The following is a 24,676-nucleotide window of genomic DNA, read 5'->3' as shown; positions in this document are numbered from 1 at the left end:
GACGTTCAAACCGCTTACGGACAACGCGGATCGCGCTGTGCCGGGCCACTGCCGCGCTGCACCCAGCTTCCGTTGGGGGCCTGATACATTTCTCCGGGTGAAGTGCGCTGGATGGCGAGGCAGCCTGCGGTGAAGGCGTATTCTTCCAGCGTGGCATTGTTGGCCTGTGCCTGCTGCGCATAGACGGCGCGGCGGCGGATGTTGATATCGTCCACCATGGCGCGCAGCGCCGGGGTCGCTGCGCCGACGATGCCGAGGTAGCCGTCCATCTTCTCACCCACCTGCCCAGCGGACCGCGCGGCGGCATAGGCCGGGTTACGCTGCGCCAGCGCAGGGGTCGCCACCATGCCGAGCGTCCCGATGCCCAGCGCCAGCGCGCTCAGCAGTAGTTTCGTGGTCGTTCTCATCGCTTCCAAACTCCTGTCGCCGGATCAGAAAATCTCGGCATTCTCGTCGATCGTCGTGCCGGCATCTTCCGCCAGACGATAGATCACTTCCTGCGTGATGCTGATGTTAAGTTCGATCACGATGGGCTCGTCAGGCGCTTCCAAGGTAATGCACCCGGCGAGCGGTGCAACCGTCGCCATCACCATCACGGCCCTTATCCGCTTCGCCGCGTTCATCGCGGCAATATGCGCGCTTCGGGCACGGTACGTCAAACTGGCGTCATTCATGGCATGGGTTCGCTTTCCTGAGGCTGAATAGCGGCTTCGTCTAACTCTGCGCAGGCTTCCCCGCCAAGCAGGTCACATTCGGCCTGGCGCTCGGCTTCTTCGTCGAGTTCGTCGACGGCATCCTGGTCGACAACCTCGCGCAGCACCTCGCCATCCGCGCCGACCAGCCCGAGCGAACGCGGGCTGCGCACGGCCGTGGGATCGTAGAGCGACCGGACGGAATTGAGCAGCCGGTAGAAGGGCGCGCGGATGTTGACCCGCAGTTCGATGGGCAGATCGCCGATGATCCGGCTGACGATGTTGCGTTCCGCTGCCGGACCCTGCCTGATGCCGGTAAAGTTGACCCGGGTCACCAGTTCGCCGGTCAGCGAGCCGTTGAGCAGCACCTCCATGCGATCATATTGCAGGTCGCGCAGCGTCCGAAACGCATAATTGGCGAAGAACGAGAGGTCTTCGTAGCTGAGTTCGCCGACGTAGGAGACATTGCCCCCCGGCGGGCGCGACACCAGACGGCCCCCGATCAGCTGGCCATTGCCGTCGGCATCGAACACGAGCGGGATGACGCCGTCGAACGTGCCGCTTGCCGCGAGGTTGCCGATCTCCATCCGCTCGACGAACTGCGCCGCCTCCAACCCGTCGATTTCGAGCACGTAGTTGCGCGTTTCGTCCACGCCGAGGTTGATGGTGACCGGGCGCAGGGTGAGCATGCCGCCCATGAACGGCCATCGCCCACCGCTCAACGCAATACGTTCGCCATCGATGAGCTGGAAGGCAACTTCGCCGTCGAAGACCTCGATGCCCGGATTGACGCTGACAACCTGGATGCGTTGGTCGGGAGCGGTCGTCAGGCCGAGCAGGTCGGTGAAGACCACGGTGCCGCTGGCACCCTTCACCGGCCCGAACGCAGCGGCAAGGTCAAGCGCGTCGCTCGAGAACCGGCCCGTGGACGTCACCCCCGCGCTGCTCCAGTCGATACGGCCCGTGCCGCGCACAGTGCCCTCGACATTCGCCACCACGCCCAGCGCCAGGCGGGTCAGGTCGGTCGGCTGGAAGGCACCATCGACAAAGGCGAGCCCGGGAACATCGAGGTCGGCAAAGCCGGTGCCGCTGGACAGATCGTGCTCGATATGCGCCGCGGTCACCACCTGTCCGCTGCCCGGATGCCGCAGCAGCGCATCGGCGGTTATCCGGTTGGCGAACAACGTCAGGCTGGCCCCTTCGGCGGATAGCGGTTCGAAGCGGTCGGCATCCTGCCGGTCCTCCAGCCCGAAGCTTGCGCCCTCCAGCGTCAACCGGTTGCCGGCATATCGCCAGTTGCCGCTCGCGCCGAGCACGTCGAGCGGGACGCTGGCTAGGAACACGTCGGCACCAGCGAAATCGCCGCCAATACCCCCGGCAGATAGATCAGCGCGTAGATCGGTTATCTGGAAACGCTGGGCTCGCTCGGCGGGGCCAAGCGCAACGTCGAGATCGCGCGCCACCAGCGCGCCCGGCCAGGCCACCCCGACCGGCCCACTGCGCACGCGGATGGGCGTCTGCGCCAGCCGACCGGAGAGATCGAGCGCGGTCGCGCCCGCAGCCAGTCGCAATCCGCCGCGGTCGTAGGCCAGGATCGAGCGTCCACCCGGCGGGCACAGGATAAGCGACTGACGGTTCAGTTCCAGGTTGGAGAACGCCAGCCGTTCGAAGCGCACCTGCCGGCAACCGGTCCACAACGCCAGCGAACCGTCAGGCGCGATGGTGCCGTCGACGGGCAGGTCCAGCCCTTGCGCAAACCCGCCAGGCAAGGGTCCGCTGGCGAGCACCCGCCCGTCCAGCGCCACCCGCCCGTCCGCGCCTTGCAGCACGCTCATCACCGGGATGGCGAGGCGGGAATTGCCCGAGGCGTATTCGCGCATGGCCAATCGCATCGCCAGCGCGCCACCCGCGGATTGCTCCATGCGCCCGGTGATCTGCGGCAATCCCTCGCCGCCGGTGGTGAAATTGCCGGCGAAGCGCGGCAGGCCCGATGCGCCAAGCGTGACCTGCCCGCGCGATAGCGAGGCGATAGTGCTCCCACCGCTGCCACGCACCCGCGCCTCGGGAATGGTGATGCTGGTCAGGTCGCGTGTGGACCGCGCATCGAAGGTGGCGGCAAGGCTGCTCGAACGCAGCTCTCTCGCCAGGTTCAGGGCGAGGCGGCTCAGCAGCGGTTCGAGCAGTGTTCCGCGAGCGTTGTCCGCCGCGCCGGCAATGGTTGCGTCGAGGTCGGGGCCAAGGGCCAGGCCCCGGCCGGCGACCTCGCCTTCTACATCGATGCGGGCGAGATCGTCCGCTGTCCGCACCCGCCCCTCGAGGGTCAGGCCGCCCGCTCGCGCGGAAGAGGTGGTCACATCCGCCGCCGCAAGGTCATAAAGCGCGGCAAGATCGCCGTCGCGCCACGACAAGCGCCCCTCCCCGGCAAGTGACGAGGCAGTTACGCCAGCCAACGCAGTATCGCCCAGCGCTAGGCGGTAGTCGCCCTCCACGTCCTCCAGATTGCGATCGACCTGCACGCCCAGCACGACGGTGCCGTCGGCGATCGCCACTCGGCTATCGGGGCAGGCAAGGCTGCCGAAGCGTGCCGGGCCATCGAAGCGTGGCCGCTCCGCATCGATGGACACGGTGCCGTAAAGCGTGGGCCGCTCGATACCGCAGGCACCCAGATCGATCGTTTCGGAAATCGCCGCAAGCTCGGCGGTGAACCCGCCGCGCAGGTGACCTCCCCCCGCCAGCTTGAAACCCACCCGGCCAAAATCCGTCAGCAGCAGCCCGCGCCCGTCTTCGACAAACAGGTCCAGCGCGGGAAATTCGAACGGCTGGCCGGTCTCCTCCGGGAAAATCAGCGGATCGAGATCGCCGAAACTCAGCCTGCCACCGCGATAGCTGCCGTAGATGCGCGGGCCCACCAGCCGCAGCGCGGTCACGTCGGGCAGGCCCCAGCGCAGCCGCGTGGCTATCTCCACCCGCTCCACGGTGAGGTCCGGCCTGGCCGGATCGCCGATGACGAGATTGGTGATGACTTGCTCGTCAGGTCCGATGATTTCGGTCGTCCAGGTCGCGCGAATATCGTTTTCGGCCATGAACTGTTCGATGGCATCGTCGGCGAAAGTGACGCGCTGGTTCCAGGCCCAGGCTACCGCCACCACCAGCGCGATAAGCAGCACGATGCCCAGACGCTGTGCGAACAACCGCTTGCGACCGCGCGGGCGAGCCTCGTCTGTCAGAGCTTCATCCTGCGCCATCGCATCCCGACACTTGCGCGACCCGGGCCGCAAAGGCAATGCGGGATGGTACACGGGGGATGAACTTCGCATGGCGGAACAGGCCGATAAATCGCCACAGCCGCCCTCTGGCGCGGGCCATCGTGCGCGGTTGCGGGAGAAACTGCTGTCGGGCGCTGCAGAGGCGCTGGCCGATTATGAAGTGCTGGAATACCTGCTGTTCGGCGCGCTGGCGCGGGGTGACACGAAGCCGATGGCCAAGGCCCTGCTTGCCCGGTTCGGCACCCTGTCAGGCGTCCTCAACGCAGAGCCGGGCGCGCTCGGCCAGGTAAAGGGCGTGTCGGACGCCAGCATCGCCCAGCTCAAGATCGCCGCGCTGGTCGCCCGGCGCATGGCGAAAAGCGAACTGACCAACAAGCCGGTGCTGGGCAGCTGGCAGTCGCTGCTGGATTACCTCGCCATCGACATGGCCCACCTGACGATCGAGCGGGTGCGGGTGCTCTACCTCGATACCAGGAACCGCCTGGTGCTGGATCACCACGTGGGCGATGGCACGGTGGACGAGGCCGCGATCCATCCGCGCGAGGTGATCCGCCGCGGCCTGGACGTGGGCGCGTCGGCGCTGATCCTCGTCCACAATCACCCCAGCGGCAACCCGGAACCCAGCCGCGCCGACATCCGCATCACCCAGGCCATCGCCGAGGCCGGCCGGCACGTCGGCATCACCGTGCACGACCACGTGATCGTGGGGCGCGAGGGGCACGTCAGCCTGCGCGCCAAGGGGGTGATGTAGGCCCCTCCCCCGCCGAATCGCACCGACGCCCCGGCGCGCCAAGTTGACGAAGCTGATACAGACGCGCCCCTGCCGGAGCTGCAAGGACACGGAGCGCGGGCACCGGACGATCTGAAAGAGCGCAGGCGAAGCAGCACGGGCACCGCGCTGTAGGAAAGGGCTTTGGCTTGCGGGGTTGGCGGGGGGCGTTAGGAAGGCGGGCAAAGGGGCAATCTTATGCGACTGGGATGGGACGAGATCGCGCGGCGTGCGCGGGCCTTCAGCGAGGAGTGGAAGGACGCGCATTACGAGAAGGGCGAGACGCAGAGCTTCTACAACGACTTCTTCGAGGTGTTCGGCATCCGTCGCCGGACGGTGGCGGACTACGAGCGGAGGGTCACACTTCTCGACAACAGGCAGGGTTTCGTCGACCTGTTCTGGCCGCGCACCCTGCTTGTCGAACAGAAGAGCAGCAACCTCGACCTGAAGAAGGCGGAGACCCAGGCGCTCGACTACCTTGTTGGCATCCATCCTACCGAGCAACCGCGCTTCATCCTGACCTGCGACTTCCAGAAATGGGTACTGCGTGACCGTGACGGCGGCGGTGATCCGTTGCAGTTCAGCCTGAAAGACCTGCACAAGCACGTACAGGCGTTCGACTTCATGTTGGGCCGCAGGGTCAGCTTCGAGCGGCAGGAATCGGTCACCATAAAGGCCGCCGAGCTGATGGGGCGTATCCATGACGCGCTGGAGGCCAACAACTACACCGGCCACAATCTCGAACGGTTTCTGGTCCGGCTCCTGTTCTGCATGTTCGCGGACGATACCGGCATCTTCCAGCCCAAGGACATCTTCCTCCAGCTGATCGAGAACGATACCGCGCCCGACGGCAGCAACGTAGGCCGGGTCATCAACGAACTTTTCGAGGTGCTAGACACGCCCGAGGATCAGCGACAGGCGAATCTGTCGGGCGAACTCAACCAGTTTCCCTACGTCAACGGCAGGCTGTTCCGCGAGAACCTGCGCACCCCGATCTTTGACGCGAAGATGCGCGAGGACTTGCTGGATGCCTGCCGCCACGATTGGTCGTCTGTCAGTCCGGCGATCTTCGGCAGCCTGTTCCAGTCCGTGATGGACGCCAAGGAGCGGCGAGCGAAAGGCGCGCATTACACCAGCGAGGCGAACATCCTCAAGGTGATCGGCCCGTTGTTCCTGGACGAGCTGCGCGAGGAACTGGAGACGCTGAAGGCGCGCAAGACGGCCAGGGAAAAGTCGCTGCTCGAATTCCAGGCGCGGCTGTCGCGGATGCGGTTCCTCGATCCGGCCTGCGGCTGCGGCAACTTCCTCGTCATCGCCTACCGCGAGGTGCGCCAGCTGGAGCTGGAGTGCCTGCAGGAGCTGTATGGCGACCAGCGCATCGACGCCGCCCTGCTGACCCGCGTCACGGTCGACCAGTTCTACGGCATCGAATACGAGGAATTTCCCGCGATGATCGCCGAGGTGGCGATGTGGATGGCCGACCACATCGCCAACAATGCCATCAACGAGGCCTTCCGGCTCAATTATGCCCGCATCCCGCTGACCGGAGGCGCGACCATCCGCCACGGCGACGCGCTGGAGGTGGACTGGAACACGGTGCTGCCCGCCGAGCAGTGCAGCTTCGTGATGGGCAATCCGCCGTTCGTGGGCGCGAAGTTCCAGACCGCCGACCAGCGCGCGCAGGTCCGCCGCATCGCCGCGCTGGGCGGTAGCGGCGGCACGCTGGACTACGTGGCGGCGTGGTTTTTGAAGGCGGGGCAGTACGTAAATGGCATGATACCCTCACCCCTTCAGGGGAGAGGGGGGAGCCCCGAAGGGGCGGAGGGAGAGGGGGAAGCCGCGCGCCCGTCCCCTCTCCCAACCCTCTCCCCTCAAGGGGCGAGGGCTAATCGGCGCATCCGCATCGCCTTCGTTTCGACCAATTCGATTACGCAGGGTGAGCAGGTGGCGCAGCTCTGGCCCATCCTGTTCGACCGCTACGGGCTGGAAATCGCCTTTGCCCATCGCACCTTCAACTGGTTCAGCGAAGCGCGGGGCAAGGCGCATGTTCATGTGGTAATCGTCGGGCTGACGCATCGGGATTTCGAGCCGGCGGAGAAGCGGCTGTTCTCCTATCCCGATATCAAGAGCGACCCGGTCGAGAGCCGGCATGGGGCGCTGACGGCATATCTCTTCGATGCAAAGGGAGCGGACAGACATCTCGTCGTCGCGAGCGTGTCTCAGCCGATTAACGGCTCGGCAAAGTTAATTACGGGAAGCAAACCCCTTGATGGCGGGTATTTAACTTTAGGACCACAAGAAAGAGCGGCCATCGCCGTCGCAGAACCCGAGATTGTCAGCTTCATCCGTCCATATCTCGGTGCAAGCGAATTCATCAACGACGGTCAGCGTTGGATATTGTCTCTCCAGACCGCCGAACCCGCCAAAATCCGCGCGTCTAAGGAACTTACTTCGCGTCTCGATTTGGTCCGCAGATTTCGACAATCGGAAATTGGTCCGAAAGGAAAGCCGAATGGCACGAAAGCGAAGTCTGGAAGCTCTGCTGCAAGTTTAGCGGCCTCGCCTTTGGAGTATCACGTTACAGTGATACCAGAACGACCTTTCCTAGCCATTCCTCAAGTAAGTTCTGAGCGCAGGGAATATGCTCCAATAGGTTGGCTGCAACCCCCGACTATCCCGAGTGACAAGTTGCGCCTTCTTGTCGATGCAACACTTTGGGATTTCTCGATAGTCACCAGCACGATGCACATGGCCTGGATGCGAGCGATTACAGGACGGATGAAGTCCGATTATATGTATTCGGTCGGAGTAGTTTACAACACCTTCCCCTGGCCCGAAGCCACCCCCACCCAGCGCGAGAAAATTGAATCCCTCGCCCAAGCCGTGCTCGACGCCCGCGCCGCGCACCCGACCTCCAGCCTCGCCGATCTCTATGACCCCGACACCATGCCCGCCAACCTGCGCCGCGCCCACGCCGCGCTCGACGTGGCCGTGGACCGGCTTTACCGCCGCGCGCCGTTCGAGAGCGACCGCGACCGGGTGGAGCACCTGTTCGGGCTCTACGAGAAACTGGTGAACCCGCTGTCCGGCGCGGAAAAGGCCAACCGGCGCACCGCCCGCAAGCGCCAGCGCGAGGGATGAACCGCTCACACTCCTCCCACCCCCACCTTGCCATCCGGCCCCCGGTCGCATAGCCGCCCTACCGCGAAACCCGCCGAAACCTTGCCCCGGAGTCTCCCATGGTCCCCCGTTACGCCCGCCCCGCCATGACCGCGATCTGGGAGCCGGAGGCGAAGTACGAGATCTGGTTCCTGATCGAGGCGCACGCCACGCAGAAGCTGGCGGACCTGGGCGTCGTGCCGCAGGACGCGGCGCGGGCGCTGTGGGCGTGGTGGGAGACCAACCCCGGTATCGACGTGGCCGCCATCGATGCCAAGGAAGCCGTGCTCAAGCACGATGTCATCGCCTTCCTCGACTGGGTGGCCGAACAGGTGGGGCCACAGGCGCGCTTCATGCACCAGGGCATGACCAGCTCCGACGTGCTGGACACGACGCTCAGCCTGCAACTCGCCCGCGCCACCGACCTGCTGTTGGAGGACATGGACGGCCTGCTCGCCGCTATCGAGCGCCGGGCAAAGGAGCACAAGTACACCCCCACCATCGGCCGCAGCCACGGCATCCATGCAGAGCCCACGACCTTCGGGCTCAAGCTGGCACAGGCCTATGCCGAGTTCGACCGGTGCCGCCGCCGGCTGGTGAACGCCCGCGCCGAAATCGCCACCTGCGCCATCAGCGGCGCGGTGGGCACCTTCGGCAACATCGCTCCAGCTGTGGAGGCCTATGTCGCCGAACAGCTCGAGCTGGAGGTGGAGCCGGTCAGCACGCAGGTCATCCCGCGCGACCGGCACGCCATGTATTTTTCCACGCTCGCCGTCATCGCCTCCAGCATCGAGCGGCTGGCCGTGGAAATCCGTCACCTCCAGCGCACCGAGGTGCTGGAGGCAGAGGAATATTTCGCGCCCGGCCAGAAGGGATCGAGCGCCATGCCGCACAAGCGCAACCCGATCCTGACGGAGAACCTGACCGGCCAGGCCCGCATGATCCGCGCCTATGCCCTCCCCGCGCTGGAGAACGTGGCCCTGTGGCATGAACGCGACATCAGCCATTCCAGCGTCGAACGCTTCATCGGCCCGGATGCCACGATCACGCTGGATTTCGCGCTGGCGCGGCTGACGAACGTGATCGACAAGCTGCTGGTCTATCCCGAACGGATGCAGGCCAACCTCGATCGCATGGGCGGCCTCGTCCATTCGCAGCGGGTGCTGCTGGCGCTGACGCAGGCCGGCATCACGCGCGACAACGCCTACCGCCTGGTGCAGCGCAACGCGATGAAGGTGTGGGAAAGCGACGGCAGGCTGTCGCTGCTCGACCTGCTCAAGGCCGATGCGGAGGTCACCGCCGCGCTGAGCGAGGCTGAGCTGGCGGAAAAGTTCGACCTCGATTACCATTTCAAGCACGTCGATACGGTGTTCGACCGCGTCTTCACCTGAGGCGCCGCTGCGCGAGGGGCCCCCTTTTCAAGTCTCGCGCATTTGCCTAGCATCCCGTCCGACAAACGACCCGAAGGAACGCCGCCATGCAAATCGTGAGAACCGTAATATGGGTGCTGCTGCTGGTGGCGCTGCTGCTGTTCTCCATCGCCAACTGGGATCCCACGGTCACCGTCCGCATCTGGCAGGGCATCGTGGTCGATACCAAGATTCCGGCCATCGTGATCGTCAGCTTCCTGATCGGTTTCGTGCCGATGTGGCTGTATTTCCGCGGCAGCAAGTGGCGGTTGCAGCGCAAGGTCGCCAGCCTGGAAAGCGCCGCCCGCACCGCTGCCGTAACGCCAGTCGCGCATGACAGCGATGGCGACGGCGTGCCCGATCGCGCCGATCGCCACCCGCTCACCCCCGATGGCCCCACCCCCTATGGCACCGTCACCAGCACGGCGTCGGCGGACGGGATCGAGGGCACGCACCCACGCACGCCGGTCGACCGCGACGGCGACGGTGTGCGCGACACGGCGGAGCGCAACCCGCCCGCCAGCACTGGGCCAGCCAGCACTGGGCCAGCCATCGGCACCCCCGGCACCTACCGCGCGCCGGGCGAATAGGCAGCGCGATGGCCAACCCCGTCTATCTGGCGCTCGACCTGCCGCAGCTCGATGCGGCCAAGACACTGTGCCAGAAGGTGAAGGGCCACATCGGCGGGGTGAAGCTGGGGCTGGAATTCTTCTGCGCCCACGGCCACCACGGCGTGCACGAGATCGCGCATCTGGGGTTGCCGGTGTTTCTCGACCTCAAACTGCACGACATTCCCAACACCGTGGCCGGCGCGATGCAGGCCATCCACGTGCTCGAACCCGCCATCGTCACCGTCCACGCGAGCGGCGGACGCGCGATGATGGAGGATGCCAAGGCTGCGGCGGGAGAGAACTGCAAGGTGGTCGCCGTGACCGTGCTGACCAGCCTCGATGACGCCGCGCTGGGCCGCACCGGCGTTTCCGGCACCGCGCACGATCAGGTGATGCGGCTGGCCGACCTCGCCGAGGCCAGCGGGCTGGACGGGATCGTGTGCTCCGGCCACGAGGTCAAGGCGGTCCACGACCAGTGGCGCAAGGGTTTCTTCGTCGTCCCCGGCCTGCGCCCCGGCGGCAGGGCAACCGGCGACCAGAAACGCGTCGTCACCCCTCGCCAGGCACGCGATGACGGGGCCTCCGTGCTCGTCATCGGCCGTCCCATCAGCCGCGCGGAGGATCCCCTCGCCGCCGCGCGCGAGATCGAGGGCACGCTCTAGCCGCGCCGGGCTTGCGCCAACGTCGCTTCGGTCTATCTGCACGTCATGCCCGAAACCCTCATCAAGATCTGTGGCCTGACCACGCCCGAAACCGTCGATGCGGCGGTGGAGGCGGGGGCCACCCATATCGGCCTCGTCCATTTCCCCGACAGCCCGCGCCACATCGCCATCAGCGATGCCGCCAAGCTGCGCCAGCGGCTGCCCCGGCACGTCAAGGCGGTGTTGCTGACGGTGAACCTCGATCCCAAGGCCACCGCGCTGGCGCTCCAGGCGATCGAGCCCGACGTGCTGCAACTGCACGGCAGCGAGACGGTGGAGTGGCTGAAACTCATCAAGGACAATTCCAAGCTGGAGGTGTGGAAGGCCGTGGGCCTGAAGGACCGCGGCACGCTGGAACGGGCGGAACGGTTCAAGGATGCCGCGCACCGGGTGATCTACGATGCCCCGTCCCACGCAAGTGCGGGCGCCCTGCCCGGGGGCAACGGCCTGACGCTCGATTGGCGGCTGCTGATGAACTATCGCCACGCGATGGATTGGGGCCTCGCAGGCGGGCTGACGCCGGATAACGTGGCCGACGCCATCCGCTACACCGGCGCGCCGCTGGTCGATGCCTCCAGCGGGCTGGAAAGCGAGCGCGGCGTGAAGGATATCGGGCGGATCAAGGCCTTTTGCCAGGCTGCGCGCGAGGCACAGCCGGCCCAGGTCTAGGCATTCGGTCCTTCCCCCGCTCACCCCGAGCTTGTCGAAGGACCGACTTTCTCTTAGCCACGTCGAAATTGGAAAGCCGGGCTGCACCAACCCGGCCTCAGCGGATAGGCAACATGACAGAAAATACGCCGAACAGCTTCCGCAACCAGCCTGACGAGCGCGGCCACTTCGGCCAGTTCGGCGGACGCTACGTTGCCGAAACGCTGATGCCGCTGATCCTCGACCTGGAGAAGGAGTATCGCCGCGCGCAGGCCGATCCGCTGTTCAAGGACCAGTTCGACGATCTGCTGGAACACTATGTCGGCCGCCCCAGCCCGCTGTATTTCGCGCCGCGCCTGACGGAAGAGCTGGCCAAGGACGCCCCGCAGGGCAAGGGCGCGCAGATCTGGTTCAAGCGCGACGAGCTGAACCACACCGGCGCGCACAAGATCAACAACTGCATCGGCCAGATCCTGCTCGCCATCCGGATGGGCAAGACGCGCATCATCGCGGAAACCGGCGCGGGCCAGCACGGCGTTGCCACCGCTACCGTCTGCGCGCGGTTCGGCCTGCCGTGCGTGGTCTACATGGGTGCAGAGGACGTGCGCCGGCAATCGCCCAACGTGTTCCGCATGAAGCTGCTCGGCGCGGAAGTCCGACCGGTGACGGCGGGGCGCGGCACCCTGAAGGACGCCATGAACGAGGCGCTGCGCGACTGGGTCGCCAACGTCCATGACACCTTCTACATCATCGGCACCGCCGCCGGACCGCACCCCTATCCGGAGATGGTGCGCGATTTCCAGAGCGTAATCGGGACGGAGGCGCGCGCGCAATTGCTCGAACGCACCGGCAAGCTGCCGGACCTGTGCGTGGCGGCCATCGGCGGCGGATCCAACGCCATCGGCCTGTTCCACCCCTTTCTCGACGATGCGGAGGTCAAGCTGCTCGGCGTGGAGGCGGCGGGCAAGGGCCTGCATGGCGAGGAACACGCGGCGAGCCTGGCGGGCGGCTTCCCCGGCGTGCTGCACGGCAACAAGACCTACCTGTTGCAGGACGAGGACGGCCAGATCACCGAGGGCCACTCGATCAGCGCGGGCCTGGACTATCCCGGCATCGGGCCGGAACACGCCTGGCTGAAGGAAACCGGCCGGGTCGAATACACCAGCGCCACCGATCAGGAAGCGTTGCAGGCGTTCCAACTCCTCTGCCGCACCGAGGGTATCATCCCCGCGCTGGAACCCAGCCACGCCATCGCCGCCATCGCCCAGCGCGCGGCGGCGATGGATCAGGACGCGATCATCCTCGCCAACCTGTGCGGACGCGGTGACAAGGACATCTTCACCGTCGCCGAGGCGTTGGGAGTGGAAATGTGAGCCACGGAGCGTCGAGGTGAACTGGTCGCGCAGTAGCAAGCAGCGCATTCAGCCAATGGATGGTTACGAGGAAGGCCTTGTCACCCGATGGTTCGGACGGTTTGTCAGAGGGTGGAGTTTGCGCCGCGCGAAGATTGCCTTTCTCGTCTCAACTCCTCTCTACGCCTGCGCCGTTCTTTACACCCATCTGTTCGAGTGGACCGTCGGATTCAACGAAGGCCTCGCCTTCGTGACGAGTGCTTCTACCCTGACCGCAATCATCGCCTTCTTTTCCAGACGCATACCGGATTTCGACTTTTGACCAATCGTCTCTCCACCACCTTCGCCGGCCCCAACCCCGCCCTCGTCTGCTTCATCACCGCGGGCGACGGCGATACCGCGGCCAATCTCGATGCGCTGGTCGCTGGCGGTGCGGACGTGATCGAGCTGGGGATGCCGTTCACCGATCCGATGGCGGACGGTCCGGCGATCCAGAACGCCAACATCCGCAGCCTTGCGCGCGGCACCACCACCGCCGACGTCTTTGCCCAGGCCACCGCGTTCCGCACACGCCACCCGGACGTGCCGCTGGTGCTGATGGGCTATGCCAACCCGATGATCCGGCGCGGGGCCGACTGGTTCGCGGACCAGTGCGCCAATGCCGGCGTGGACGGGGTGATCTGCGTCGATCTCGCGCCCGAGGAAGACCCGGATCTCGGCCCGGCCCTGCGGACACGTGGCATCGCCCTCATTCGGCTGTCCACCCCCACCACGTCGGACGCGCGGCTGCCCGCCGTGCTCGATGGTTCGGGCGGGTTCCTCTACTATGTCAGCGTCGCGGGCATCACCGGCCTGCAAAGCGCGACGATCGTGGACATCGAGGCCAACGTCAGCCGCATCAAGCGCCATACCGACTTGCCCGTGGCGGTCGGCTTCGGCGTGAAAGAACCCGAACAGGCCGCGCAGATCGCCCGCGTGGCGGATGGCGTGGTGGTAGGCAGCGCGTTGGTGCAGATCGTCGAGCAGCACGGCACCGATGCGCCCCAGCATTTGCAGGAGCTCACGGCGAGGCTTGCCAAGGCCGTGCATTCTGCGCGAAAGGCTGGTGCATGAGCTGGCTCACCAAAGTTCGCGAACGCCTGCCCTTCGCTCCCAAGCGGGAGACGGCGGACAATCTGTGGATCAAGTGTCCGCGCTGTCAGGAGATGATCTTCGTCAAGGAGTACGAGGCGAACTGCAACGTCTGCCCCAAGTGCGAACATCACGGCCGCATCGGCGCGGACCGGCGGCTGGCAATGCTGTTCGACACGGGCTTCCGGCTCCTCTCCGCGCCCGAGGTCACCGAGGATCCGCTCAAGTTCAAGGACACCAAGCCCTACGCCGCGCGCCTCAAGGCTGCCCGCGTCGCCAATCCCCACCGCGATGCCTTCACCGCCGGGATCGGCACGATCGAGGGCCACCAGGCGGTGATCGGCGTGCAAGACTTCATGTTCATGGGCGGCAGCATGGGCATGGCCGTGGGCGATGCCTTTGTCTCGGCCGCCCAGGCCGCGATCGATGCGCGTTGCGGCTTCGTCTGCGTCACCGCCGCGGGCGGCGCGCGGATGCAGGAGGGCATCCTCAGCCTGATGCAGATGCCGCGCGCCACGGTGATGACGCGGCGGCTCAAGGACATGGGCCTGCCTTATATCGTCGTGCTGGCCGACCCGACCACCGGCGGGGTCACCGCCAGCTATGCCATGCTGGGCGATGTCCACGTGGCGGAACCCGGTGCGCTGATCGGGTTTGCCGGGCAGCGGGTGATCCAGGAAACCATTCGCGAACAGCTGCCCGAGGGCTTTCAGCGCGCCGAATACCTGCACAAGCACGGCATGGTGGACATGGTCGTGCATCGGGGCGAATTGAAACAGACGCTGGCCGACCTGCTCGGCTATCTTTCACCGGCACAGGCTGCATAATACCGCGCTGGGGGGCGGCATGAAGGATTTCGCCATCTCCGAGAACCCCGCGGTGCAGCGCCAGCTTGACCGGCTGGGCGCGCTCAGCCTGCCGCAGGGGCGCATCGGGCTGGAAACCATCCGCGAACTGCTCGCCCGGCTGGACAATCCGCAGACCGAACTGCCGCCGGTATTTCACGTCGCCGGCACCAACGGCAAGGGATCCACCTGCGCCTTCCTGCGCGCCATGCTGGAGGCGCAAGGTTACCTTGTCCACGTCGCCACCAAGCCGCACCTCGTGCGTTACAACGAGCGTATCCGGGTGGGCGGCGAACTCATCAGCGATGCCATGCTGGCAAGCCTGCTGGAGGAAGTGCTGGATGCCTCCGCCGGGCTCGACCCCAGTTTCTTCGAGGTGACCACGGCGGCCACGTTCCTCGCCTTTCACCGCGAACCGGCCGATGCCTGCGTGATCGAGGTCGGCCTGGGCGGCCGTTTCGATGCGACCAACGTGCTGGAACGCCCTGCCGCCTGCGGCATCGCCTCGCTCGGCGTGGACCACGAAGCGTTCCTGCTGACGCCGGACCCCGCCGCCCCTTCGCCCGACAAGCCGTTCGTGCGCGTGGCGTTCGAAAAGGCGGGCATCGCCCGGCCCCTCGCCCCGCTGGTCACGCAGGATTACACGCCCGACGTGGAGGCGATGATCGAGCGTTGCGCCGCGCTGGCGGGCGCCCCGCTGCACATGCGCGGCAAGCGCTGGCGGGCGGACGTGCGGGCCGATCGCATAGACTATCGCGACAATCGCGGGCGGCTGGACCTTCCGTTGCCCACCATGCCCGGCGCGCACCAGGCCGACAACGCCGCGCTCGCGGTTGCCATGCTTCGGCACCAGGAGCGGGTGGACGTCTCGCTCGACGCGATGGAGCGGGGCATCGTCGCCTGCGCCTGGCCCGCACGCTTGCAGACGCTGGCCAGGGGCCCGGTGACCGACCTCGTCTCCCCGCGCCGGGTGCTGCTGGACGGGGGCCACAACCCCGACGCGGCGGAGGCCCTGGCGCGCTACCTGCAGGGGGTGAAGAAGCCGGTCGACGCGGTGATCGGGATGATGGCGGCCAAGGACGCGCGCCGCTTCCTTGCCATCGTCGCCCCGCAGCTTGCCAGCGTCACCGCCGTGCCGATCCAGGGCAGCGATCACGTGGCGACGGGGGAACTGACGGCGCTGGCGATGGAAGCAGGCGTGGCGCAGGCCACCAGCGCGCCCGACCTGCAGACCGCGCTTGCCGGCCTGCCGCACCGGGCGGACGGGGGCACAGTGCTGATCGCGGGTTCGCTTTACCTCGCCGGCAAGGTGCTGGCGGCGAACCGCGAGTATCCCGACTAGCTCGCTACTCCGCGGGGACCGGATCACCTGCGTAGGGATCGGGCTGCACCACGCCGCTCCTGCGGCCCGCGCGCGCTTCCCGCGCCCATTCCAGCGCGCACAGCACCACCGCCACCACGCCGATCAGCGCGGTGAAGATGAACACGTAGTGGTAGCCGCGCACCTCGATCATCTCGCCCAGCGCGCCGCGGCCCAGCGTGCCGATCAGCAGCGTAAGCGAGGCGAGCAGCGCGAACTGCACCGCGGCGTATTGCCGGGCGACGATGCTGGAAAGCCAGGCGATGTAGGCCGCCCCGGCGATGCCGATGGCAAGGTTTTCCCAGAAGATCGTAAAGGCCAGCCGGGCCAGCCCCTCGCTGGGCGGTGCAGCCACGAAGAACAGCGGTTGCAGCCAGTTCGCCATGCCATTGACCAGCCAGGTGAACCCGATGGCATCGCTCGCCGCCTGCATCCGGGCACCCCCCAGCGCGAGATCGGCGTAGAGCAGGTTGGTCGCCGCGGCGATGACCGCCCCGAAGGTGAGCATGAACATGCGCCCGAACTTGGTAATCAGCCAGCCGCCCAGCGCCAGGCCCAGCAGGATGGCAATGATGCCGAGGATCTTGGAGGCAAAGGCCACGTCTTCTCCGGTAAAGCCAAGCTCCCCCAGGTAGAACGGATAGGCGAACACGCCCCACACCGAATCGGTTATGCGGTAGGTCAGCACCAGCGCCAGGACCAGCATCAGCGACCAGCCCATGCGGCCCACGAATTCGGTCAGCGGCAGCACCAGCGCGCGGTAGAGGTGATCGGTGAAGGTGACCTTGTGTCCCGCGCCCGCGCCCTCGACCGCGCGCATGACATGCACGCCCTCGCGCTGCTGCTTGACCACCCAAGCGGCGATGAAGGCGGGCAATACGATGGTGGCAAGCACGATCAGCGGGCCGTAGATCGTGGTGAACTCGGTCACGTCAGGGCGGTTTTCCGGCGCGGCGGTCATGCTGCGCACCATGAACACCACCACCGTGCCGATTGCCCAGGCCCACAGCACACCCACGGCGAGCAGCGCCCGGTTGCGCACCTTGGGCGTCACTTCACCCACGTTGTAAAGCTGTGCGACCTCCGCGTCGGCCACCGCGGAATTGGCGGCGCGATCGCCCGAAACGCGCGCGTCGGGCGCAAACAGGGCGGCAAAGCCGATGACCAGCATGAAGCCGCCGAACAGCACGTAGACAAAGGGCCAGCCATAGCGGTCGGCCATGATCAGGCCAAAGGCACCGCCGACCAGGCTGGCGAGGCGGAAGCCCATCTGCGTGATGGTGGACAGGATATCGAGCGTCGCCACCTCGTCCGCCACGTCGATGCGCCAGGCGTTGATGCCGATGTCCTGCGTGGCGCTGGCAAAGGCGCCGATGGCGGCAAGCAGGCTGAACCAGGCCAGCGCGTTCTTCGGATCGAGCCCGGCCATCACCACCAGCGCGATGCCGATGATGAGCTGCATCGGCGCGATCCACTGCTTGCGCTTGCCAAGGCGGCGAAGGCCGGGAATGTCCACCTTGTCGAGCAGCGGCGACCACAGGAACTGGAACGCGTAGGCAAGGCCGACCAGGCTGAAGACGCCCATCGTTTCCAGATCGACCTCAGCCTCGGATAGCCAGGCGTAAAGCGTGCCGAGGAACAGCGCGGGCGGCAGCCCTTGCGCAAAACCGAACAGCAGCATGAACCCGCTCTTGGGACTGCGCAGCGAGCGGATCAGCGTGCCCCAGCCGGGCTTGGCTTTCGCCGTGGCGGTGCTGTCTTCGGCTATGGCTTCGACCATCTGGCAACCCTCATCAAACCTGTTTGCGCCGGTCTAGACCTAATCGGCGCTTTTGGAAGGCTGGATGAACGGGCTTTCAACGCCTATGGCGCGACCATGTCAGACGAAAACAAACCCGCGGGCGACCGCCCCGAAGGCGATCGCATCGCCAAGCTCCTCGCGCGGGCAGGCGTTGCCAGCCGCCGCGAGGTCGAGCGCATGATCGAGGTCGGGCGGGTCAGGATCGGTGACGAGGTGGTCAAGACGCCCGCGACCTTCCTCACCAGCCTGCGCGGCGTCAGCGTGGACGGCAAGCCCGTGGGCAAGCCCGAGCGCACCCGCCTGTTCGCCTTCCACAAGCCCACCGGCCTGTTGACGGCAGAGCGTGATTTTTCGGGTCGACCCACGATCTATGCCGCGCTCGCCAATGCCCTACCCAAGGATACGCCGCGGCTGATGCCGGTCGGCCGGCTCGATCTCAACACCGAGGGTCTGCTGCTGCTGACCAACGACGGCGCCTTCAAGCGTCAGCTGGAACTGCCTTCGTCGGCCATCCCGCGCACCTATCGCGCGCGCACGTTTGGCGAGGTATCGCAGGAACAGCTTGAGGAGCTGATGGAGGGCGTGGAGGTCGAAGGCATGCGTTATGACCGGATCAACGCCAACCTCGAACGCCGGACTGGCCGCAATCAGTGGATCGAGCTGACCCTGACCGAAGGCAAGAACCGCGAGGTGCGCCGCGTGCTGGAACATCTCGGGCTGGAAGTCAGTCGCCTGATCCGCATCGGTTACGGGCCCTTCGCGCTCGATCAGCTGCCGCGCGGCCGCGCGGTGGAGATTCGCAAGGAAGACCTGGAGCGGTTCCGCAGCGGGCTCAAGGCATGAAGACGCCGGGCAAAAAGTCGCCAATCGGCAAGCCACCTTCCGGCAGGCCCGCATCCGGCAAGCCGCCGGGCATGCGCATCATCGCCGGCGAATGGCGCCGCCGCCCGCTGCGCGCGCCCCCGGGCGATGCCACCCGTCCCACCGCCGATCGCACGCGCGAAACGCTGTTCTCCATGCTCGTCAGCCGCCTCGGCAGTTTCGAGGGGTTGAGCGTGGCGGACTTGTTCGCCGGATCCGGCGCGCTCGGTCTGGAAGCGTTGAGCCGGGGAGCGGCCAACTGCCTATTCGTTGACAACGAGGCGGCGGCAGTGCGCGCCATTCGTGAAAACGTGGCGGCGCTGAGGGCGCAGCAGAAGTGCGAGATCATCGCCGGATCGGTCATGGCCCTTGGTGCCGCGAAGATCGCGCGCGACCTGGTGATGCTCGACCCGCCTTACGGCACCGGCGCTGGCTCGGTCGCCCTGCATCGCCTGCTGCGGCTGGGCTGGATCGGCGAGGCGACATGGGTCGCGCTGGAAACCGGCGCAGACGAAAAGGTCGAGATCGCCGGACTCGAGATCGATGCCGAGCGCAAGGTTGGCAGGGCCAAGCTTACCCTGCTGCGTGTCGCCACGGCATAGGAAAAGGGCGGCGAAGCCGAAGCTGCGCCGCCCTGTTTTTCCTGAGCTCGTCGCCGATCAGTTGCGGTTGGCGGTGCCGCGCTGGGGCGTGCTGGCGTCCATCTGGCTGGCCGGCTGACCCGGCCAGTAATCGAGCGGACGGTTACCGTAGTTCAGGCCCGCCTCGCGCGGATTGACGCAATTGTCCTGCACGGTTCCACGGCAGGGGGGATATTCGCCGGAGTGGGCCGCAGGGGTTTGTTGCACCATCCCGCCACTGCGCATGGCCGGCATCGCGCTGGCATTGGTCGTGCGCGAAGGCGTGGTCGTGGTGGTCATGCTGGCATTCGTGCTGGGCATGGCTGCGTGCATTTCCATGTGCTGCTGCCAGGCGGCATCACGCTCGTTCATCGGCATTTCGTAGATACGGATGCGGTCGGCGTCGTCCATCATCCAGTACATGTTCTGGCGATCACGATCGAGCGTCCAGTAATAGGTCCGCACACCGTCCGGCCAGCCTTCGTACATCGTGCGGCGTTCCATCGGCCAGGCGTTGTACATCGCCTGCTGCTGCGCCGTCATGCCCGCGCTGGCATCCTGCGCCATTGCGCCGGCGGGAAGGGAAAGCGAGGCCAGGGCAAAGGCACCGGCAAGCAAAAGATTTTTCATGGAGGATCTCCGGTTGACTTATATTGAATCCGGAACGGACAGCGATTGTGTGCGGTTCCGTCAGCTCGGCGCGGTTTTGAGCCGTTCCCCCGAAATCCCGGCAACAGACTGCGGTCGCGCCCCGCCCTTTGCGCGGCTTGCACATTGGCCGCGTGTTCCCTAGCTGTTCGCCGTGTCTGAAAACCCCGTAACCGCCGAAACCCTGCCCGATGCTCCGGTTCCGGACTGGCTGAGGCAGCTCAACCCGCCGCAGCAACAGGCCGTAATGACCACCGAGGGTCCGGTTCTGATGCTGGCGGGGGCGGGAACCGGCAAGACCGCCGCCCTTACCCATCGGCTGGCCCACATCGTGCGCGAACGGCGGGCCTGGCCCAGCGAGATTCTCTGCGTCACCTTTACCAACCGCGCGGCGCGCGAAATGCGCGAGCGGGTGGGCAAGCTGACCGGCGGCGCGCTGGAGGGTATGCCGTGGCTCGGCACCTTCCACTCCATCGGCGCCAAGATGCTGCGCCGCCATGCAGAGCTGGTCGGGCTGCAATCGAACTACACCATCATCGATACCGACGATCAGCTGCGGCTGCTGAAGGCGCTGATCCAAGACAACGACATCGACGACAAACGGTGGCCCGCCCGCCAGCTGGCTGGCCTGATCGACCGCTGGAAGAACCGCGGGTTCAATCCACCGGATCTCGATGCGGTGGAGAACGAAAGCTACGCCAACGGTCGCGGGCAGGAGATGTACCGGCTGTATCAGGAGCGGCTGAAAGCGCTGAACGCCTGCGACTTCGGCGATCTGCTGCTGCACATGCTGAACATCCTGAAGGCTCACCGCGACGTGCTGGAAAGCTACCAGGCGCGTTTCAAGTATATCCTGGTGGACGAGTATCAGGACACCAACGCCGTCCAGTATCTGTGGCTGCGGTTGCTGGCGCAGCAGCGCAAGAACATCTGCGTTGTGGGGGACGACGACCAGTCGATCTATTCGTGGCGCGGGGCGGAGGTCGCCAACATCCTGCGCTTCGAGAAGGACTTTCCCGGTGCCAGGATCGTCAAGCTGGAACAGAACTATCGCTCGACTCCGCAGATCCTCGCTGCCGCCAGCGGCCTGATCGCGGCCAATAGCCAGCGGCTGGGCAAAACGCTGTGGACCGACCTGCCGACAGGCGAAAAGGTGCGCGTCATCGGCGTGTGGGATGCGCCCGAGGAAGCGCGCCGCGTGGGCGAGGAGATCGAGCGACTGGAGCGCGAGGGCGCGAGCCTGGAACAGGTCGCCATCCTCGTGCGGGCGCAGTATCAAACACGCGAGTTCGAGGACCGCTTCATCCAGATCGGCCTTGCCTACCGCATCGTCGGCGGTTTCCGATTCTACGAACGTGCCGAGATCCGCGACGCCATGGCCTACCTGCGCGTCGTCGCCCAGCCGGCGGACGACCTGGCGTTCGAGCGGATCTACAACCAGCCCAAGCGCGGGCTTGGCGCCAAGACGTTGGAAAAGATGCACCAGCACGCGCGCCGCACGGGCCAGCCGCTCGCCGCCGCGGCACTGGAACTAGCGGGCAGCGACGAGCTGCCGCCGCGCGCGCGCGCCACCATTGCCGAGCTGATGCGCGGGTTCCTGCGCTGGCGCGAGATGAGCGAGGCGGTAACCCCGTCCGAACTGCTGCGCACCGTGCTGGAGGAAAGCGGCTACGACGCCATGCTGAAAGCGGACCGCTCGACAGAAAGCGCGGGCCGTGCGGAAAACCTCGTCGAACTGCAACGGGCGATGGAGGAATATCCCACGCTCGGCGACTTCCTCGAACACGTCGCGCTGGTGATGGACAACGATGCGCGTGACGACGAGGAAAAGGTCACCATCATGACCATGCACGCCGCCAAGGGACTGGAATTCGACCATGTCTTCCTGCCCGGCTGGGAGGAAGGCGTGTTTCCCAGCCAGCGGTCACTGGACGAAGGCGGCCTCGCCAGCCTGGAGGAAGAGCGCCGCCTGGCCTATGTCGCGATCACCCGCGCGCGGCGACGCTGCACCATCATGCACGCCGCCAACCGCCGCATCTTCGGCACCTGGCAGTCGAGCATTCCCAGCCGCTTCGTGGACGAATTGCCCGAAGAGCATACCGAGAGCGAGACGACCATGACCGGCGGCCGCAGCCTGTGGCAGGCCAACTGGAGCGAGAGCGAAGACCCCTTCGCCCATGTCTCGCAAAGCCGCCCCGACCGCTCCAGCGCCCGCGGCCCCGGCTGGCAGCGCGCGCTGGCCACGGGATACGACACCCGGCAGGCCCGCATCCCGGAAAACAAGCGCAGCGCCGCCAGCTTCGCCGCCAAGCCGCGCAGCGACGTGGAGATCGGCGTGCGCGTGTTCCACGAGAAGTTCGGTTACGGCGAGGTCATGGGCCAGGAAGGCAACAAGCTGGAAATCGAATTCGAAAAGGCCGGCACCAAGCGGGTGATCGACAGCTTCGTCACCTTGGCATGAGTTTGCCCACGCGCTAGTCAGGGCCTTCGCAAGGGAGAAGGCAATGGGGGTTTTCACGTTTCGCACGCGGCTGGCGGTGCTTGGATTGCTGGCGCTCCCGATCCCCGCAATGGCGCAGCAGGCGCAGGAGCATGGGCAGCAGCCGGCCCAGCCGCAGATACCGCTGACGATCGACGCGATCTTCGATGAACGTGCCTTCCAGACCGAGCGGACGGTTCCGATCCGCTGGGTCGACGATGCCGGCTCCGGTTTCTACACCACGGTCGATACCGTGCCGGAGGGCGGACAGAACATCGTGCGCCACGATCCGGCAACCGGTTCGAGCGAGGTGATCGTCACTGCCGGCCAGCTTACGCCAGATGGCGGCACCCCGATCCAGATCAGCGACTACGCCTGGTCGGACAATGGGCGCTACGTGCTCATCCACACCAACACCCGCAGCTTCCGCCGCTACGAGCCGCTGGGCGATTACTGGGTGCTCGACCTTGCCGACGACAGCCTGCGCCAGGTCGGCGCGGACCGTCCAGCCTCCTCGCTGATGTACGCCAAGTTCTCGCCCGACGGCTCCCAAGTCGCCTACCTGTTCGAGAACAACATCTACGTCGAGAGCATCGATGGCGGCGCGACCCGGGCCATGACCACGGACGGCACCGACCTGGTGGTCAACGGCACCGGTGACTGGGTGAACGAGGAGGAATTCTTCCTGCGCGACGGGTTCGCCTGGAGCCCCGATTCCCGCCGCATTGCCTATTGGCAATTCGATACCGAAGGTGTCGGGACGTTCTACATGATGGACAACCTCGCGGGCGTCTATTCCCAGCCCGTGCCGTTGCAGTATCCCAAGGCCGGCACCACCAATTCGGCCGTGCGCGTGGGCGTGGTGGACGTCGCCACGGCACAGACCACCTGGGTCGATCTGGCAGGCGACCCGCGGCAGATCTACGTCCCGGCAATGGAGTGGGCGGCCAGTTCTGACGAACTGCTGCTGCAGCACATGAACCGCCTGCAGAACCGTGACGAGGTGATGCTGGTCGACGTCGCCACCGGTGAACCACGCACGCTGTTCACCGAGACGGACGATGCCTGGGTGGACGTCGATTTCGACGTCACCTTCTTTGCCGACGGCGCGCATTTCACCTGGATGAGCGAGCGCGACGGCTGGCGGCGGCTCTATCGCGTGGACCGCGCGACCGGCGATGCCGAGCCGATTACCCCCGCCGCCACCGATGTGATCGAACTTGTCAGCATCGATACCGCTGGTGGCTGGGCCTACTATCTCGCTTCGCCCGATGACCATGCGACGCGCTACCTCTATCGCTCGCCACTAGAGGGGGATGCGACGGCCGAACGGCTGACACCGGCGGGCCCGGCAGCATCGCACAGCTACAGCATTTCCGCCGATGCCCGCTGGGCGATCCATTCCGTATCCAGCTTCGATACGCCGCCGGTGACCCAGCTGATCTCGCTGCCGGATCACGCGGTCCACCGCACGCTGGTGGAAAACGCCGCGGTCCGCGCCCGTCTCGCCGCCACGCCGCAGGGGGCGAGCGAGTTCTTCAGCGTCACCATCCCCGATGGCACCGAGATCGACGGGTGGGTGATGTTCCCGCCCGATTTCGACCCGGCGCAGCAATATCCGCTGGTGATGTATGTCTACGGCGAGCCGTGGGGGCAGACGGTGCAGAACAACTGGGGCGGCAACAGGTACCTGTATCACCGGTACCTGGCGCAGCAGGGGTACATCGTCGCCAGCGTCGACAACCGCGGCACGCCCGTTCCGCGCGGGCGCGACTGGCGCAAGGTCGTCTACGAACAGATCGGCGTGCTCGCCTCGGCAGACCAGGCGCAAGCGGTGGAGGCAATGCTGGCGGAGCGCCCCTATCTCGATCCCGCGCGGGTCGGCATCTGGGGATGGAGCGGCGGCGGCTCGATGACGCTGAACGCCATGTTCCGCTATCCGGAAGTCTACGCCGCCGGCATCGCTGTGGCCCCCGTGCCCGACATTCGGCTGTACGACACCATCTACCAGGAACGGTACATGGGCCTGCCGCAGGAAAACCCAGGGCAGTATGCGCAAAGCTCCCCCATCACCTTTGCCGAAAACCTGCAGGGCGAGCTGCTGATCGTGCACGGCACGGGGGATGACAACGTGCATTACCAGGGCACCGAACAGCTGATCGACCGCCTTATCGCGGCGGACCGCGACTTTGCGATGATGCTCTATCCTAACCGCAGCCACTCCATATCCGAACGTGAAAACAGCGGTCGCCATCTCTATCGCACGATGGCCGAGTTCCTGCGTGAAAACCTGCCGGTGACCGCAAGCTCATCGGGCGACTGAC

Annotated in this window: 20 protein-coding genes; 15 read left to right on the top strand and 5 right to left on the bottom strand. The window is 66.1% G+C overall.

Annotated elements, in window-relative coordinates:
- Positions 1–14: 14 nt before the first annotated feature.
- From GRI62_RS04375 to GRI62_RS04365, 3 genes are read right to left on the bottom strand one after another with little or no spacing between them, the layout of a single operon-like run.
- A complete protein-coding gene (locus tag GRI62_RS04375) occupies positions 15–407 on the bottom strand; it encodes a YdbL family probable chaperone protein (protein WP_131452180.1) in 393 nt (130 codons plus the stop codon).
- A 24-nt stretch (positions 408–431) separates the two neighbouring features.
- Positions 432–623 carry a YnbE family lipoprotein gene (locus GRI62_RS04370; RefSeq protein WP_131452179.1) on the bottom strand — a complete coding sequence of 64 codons (192 nt, stop codon included), beginning with the start codon at positions 621–623 and terminating at the stop codon, positions 432–434.
- Between the two features lie 47 nt (positions 624–670).
- Positions 671–3,937 carry an intermembrane phospholipid transport protein YdbH family protein gene (locus GRI62_RS04365; RefSeq protein WP_160731809.1) on the bottom strand — a complete coding sequence of 1,089 codons (3,267 nt, stop codon included), beginning with the start codon at positions 3,935–3,937 and terminating at the stop codon, positions 671–673.
- Between the two features lie 70 nt (positions 3,938–4,007).
- On the opposite strand from GRI62_RS04365, the gene radC reads away from it, so the two are divergent.
- From radC to GRI62_RS04315, 11 genes are all read left to right on the top strand, one after another.
- Positions 4,008–4,709: a RadC family protein gene (gene radC / locus GRI62_RS04360; RefSeq protein ID WP_131452177.1), complete on the top strand. Its 702-nt coding sequence runs from the start codon at positions 4,008–4,010 to the stop codon at positions 4,707–4,709.
- A 216-nt stretch (positions 4,710–4,925) separates the two neighbouring features.
- Positions 4,926–7,868: a class I SAM-dependent DNA methyltransferase gene (locus GRI62_RS14515; protein ID WP_234027366.1), complete on the top strand. Its 2,943-nt coding sequence runs from the start codon at positions 4,926–4,928 to the stop codon at positions 7,866–7,868.
- A gap of 98 nt (positions 7,869–7,966) precedes the next feature.
- Positions 7,967–9,277, top strand: a complete 1,311-nt coding sequence (gene purB / locus GRI62_RS04350; protein WP_131452176.1) for an adenylosuccinate lyase — start codon at positions 7,967–7,969, stop codon at positions 9,275–9,277.
- 86 nt (positions 9,278–9,363) lie between these two features.
- Positions 9,364–9,885: a LapA family protein gene (locus GRI62_RS04345; protein WP_131452175.1), complete on the top strand. Its 522-nt coding sequence runs from the start codon at positions 9,364–9,366 to the stop codon at positions 9,883–9,885.
- A gap of 8 nt (positions 9,886–9,893) precedes the next feature.
- A complete protein-coding gene (gene pyrF / locus GRI62_RS04340) occupies positions 9,894–10,568 on the top strand; it encodes an orotidine-5'-phosphate decarboxylase (protein WP_131452174.1) in 675 nt (224 codons plus the stop codon).
- Between the two features lie 45 nt (positions 10,569–10,613).
- Positions 10,614–11,276 (top strand): phosphoribosylanthranilate isomerase, encoded by a 663-nt coding sequence (locus GRI62_RS04335; RefSeq protein ID WP_131452173.1) that lies wholly within the window; start codon positions 10,614–10,616, stop codon positions 11,274–11,276.
- Positions 11,277–11,389: 113 nt separating this feature from the next.
- A complete protein-coding gene (trpB, locus tag GRI62_RS04330; RefSeq protein WP_131452172.1) occupies positions 11,390–12,628 on the top strand; it encodes a tryptophan synthase subunit beta in 1,239 nt (412 codons plus the stop codon).
- A gap of 16 nt (positions 12,629–12,644) precedes the next feature.
- Positions 12,645–12,929 (top strand): hypothetical protein, encoded by a 285-nt coding sequence (locus tag GRI62_RS14510; RefSeq protein ID WP_234027365.1) that lies wholly within the window; start codon positions 12,645–12,647, stop codon positions 12,927–12,929.
- Positions 12,926–13,720, top strand: a complete 795-nt coding sequence (gene trpA, locus GRI62_RS04325; RefSeq protein ID WP_234027364.1) for a tryptophan synthase subunit alpha — start codon at positions 12,926–12,928, stop codon at positions 13,718–13,720. The genes GRI62_RS14510 and trpA overlap by 4 nt, the downstream gene beginning before the upstream one ends.
- Positions 13,717–14,565, top strand: coding sequence for an acetyl-CoA carboxylase, carboxyltransferase subunit beta (accD, locus tag GRI62_RS04320; protein WP_131452170.1), 849 nt, complete (start codon positions 13,717–13,719; stop codon positions 14,563–14,565). The genes trpA and accD overlap by 4 nt, the downstream gene beginning before the upstream one ends.
- Before the next feature lie 19 nt (positions 14,566–14,584).
- A complete protein-coding gene (locus GRI62_RS04315) occupies positions 14,585–15,925 on the top strand; it encodes a bifunctional folylpolyglutamate synthase/dihydrofolate synthase (protein WP_131452169.1) in 1,341 nt (446 codons plus the stop codon).
- Positions 15,926–15,929: 4 nt separating this feature from the next.
- On the opposite strand, the gene GRI62_RS04310 is transcribed toward GRI62_RS04315, so the two are convergent.
- Positions 15,930–17,723: an AmpG family muropeptide MFS transporter gene (locus GRI62_RS04310; protein ID WP_131452168.1), complete on the bottom strand. Its 1,794-nt coding sequence runs from the start codon at positions 17,721–17,723 to the stop codon at positions 15,930–15,932.
- Positions 17,724–17,819: 96 nt separating this feature from the next.
- On the opposite strand from GRI62_RS04310, the gene GRI62_RS04305 reads away from it, so the two are divergent.
- Both GRI62_RS04305 and rsmD read left to right on the top strand, forming a co-directional pair.
- A complete protein-coding gene (locus GRI62_RS04305; protein ID WP_131452167.1) occupies positions 17,820–18,587 on the top strand; it encodes a pseudouridine synthase in 768 nt (255 codons plus the stop codon).
- A 71-nt stretch (positions 18,588–18,658) separates the two neighbouring features.
- Positions 18,659–19,207 (top strand): 16S rRNA (guanine(966)-N(2))-methyltransferase RsmD, encoded by a 549-nt coding sequence (gene rsmD / locus GRI62_RS04300; protein WP_131452166.1) that lies wholly within the window; start codon positions 18,659–18,661, stop codon positions 19,205–19,207.
- A 57-nt stretch (positions 19,208–19,264) separates the two neighbouring features.
- Here rsmD and GRI62_RS04295 read toward each other — a convergent pair whose 3' ends face one another.
- A complete protein-coding gene (locus GRI62_RS04295) occupies positions 19,265–19,855 on the bottom strand; it encodes a hypothetical protein (protein WP_131452165.1) in 591 nt (196 codons plus the stop codon).
- A 202-nt stretch (positions 19,856–20,057) separates the two neighbouring features.
- Between GRI62_RS04295 and GRI62_RS04290 the strand changes: the two genes are divergently transcribed.
- Together GRI62_RS04290 and GRI62_RS04285 are read left to right on the top strand one after the other, a co-directional pair.
- Entirely contained in the window at positions 20,058–22,334 is a 2,277-nt protein-coding gene (locus GRI62_RS04290; protein ID WP_199799982.1) for an ATP-dependent helicase, read from the top strand.
- Positions 22,335–22,377: 43 nt separating this feature from the next.
- Positions 22,378–24,675 (top strand): S9 family peptidase, encoded by a 2,298-nt coding sequence (locus GRI62_RS04285; RefSeq protein WP_131452163.1) that lies wholly within the window; start codon positions 22,378–22,380, stop codon positions 24,673–24,675.
- The last annotated feature ends 1 nt before the right edge of the window (position 24,676 follow it).

This window comes from Aurantiacibacter arachoides, from assembly GCF_009827335.1.
GTDB lineage: Bacteria > Pseudomonadota > Alphaproteobacteria > Sphingomonadales > Sphingomonadaceae > Alteraurantiacibacter > Alteraurantiacibacter arachoides.
The sequence above is the reverse complement of the archived record's forward strand: the minus strand, read 5'-3'. Positions and strand labels throughout refer to the sequence as shown.